Origin of the sequence: Mycobacterium asiaticum DSM 44297, assembly GCF_000613245.1 — a bacterium.
Taxonomy (GTDB): Bacteria; Actinomycetota; Actinomycetes; order Mycobacteriales; family Mycobacteriaceae; genus Mycobacterium; species Mycobacterium asiaticum.
Genome location: NZ_HG964939.1, coordinates 669,494 through 670,019, shown reverse-complemented (window position 1 = coordinate 670,019; position 526 = coordinate 669,494). Strand labels below are relative to the sequence as shown.

General features: G+C 76.6%; 1 protein-coding gene. It reads right to left on the bottom strand.

Going from position 1 to position 526, the window contains the following annotated elements:
• Nucleotides 1-526, bottom strand: a 526-nt coding sequence (locus BN972_RS31310) for a hypothetical protein (RefSeq protein WP_235192595.1), incomplete at both ends; no start/stop codon positions are given.

Below are 526 nucleotides of genomic sequence, written 5' to 3'. Positions count from 1 at the left end.
CAGCCCACCGGCACCGCCGGCGAAACCGGTACCGCCGACGGCGCCTGGATTCATTGCCGCATCGGCACCGACGGAACCCGCACCACCGGCGCCGCCCGCACCGCCAGCGCCGTTAGCGCCGACGCCACCAGCAGCGCCGCCACAACTCAAGAACCAGCCGGCTGCCCCACCAGCCCCGCCCTGGCCGGCGATACCTCCGACGCCACCGGTGCCACCGCCACCACCGACGCCGCCCAAGCCGGCCAAGTCGCCGTGGGCGCCGCTGCCCCCGACGCCGCCGAGACCACCGGCACCGCCGATACCCCCATGGCCACCGCGACCCAGGAACAGCGCGCCCTGACCACCAACACCGCCGGCACCCCCAGCGCCACCGATGCCGCCCATCCCGCCAAGCGCACCGCCGTCGCTGCCTGCGCCGCCCGAACCACCGGCACCGCCGGCTCCACCAGCACCGCCGCCGCTCAGCAGCCAACCAGCGCCACCGGCCCCGCCGGTTCCACCGGCCCCACCGTTTCCGCCTGGACCG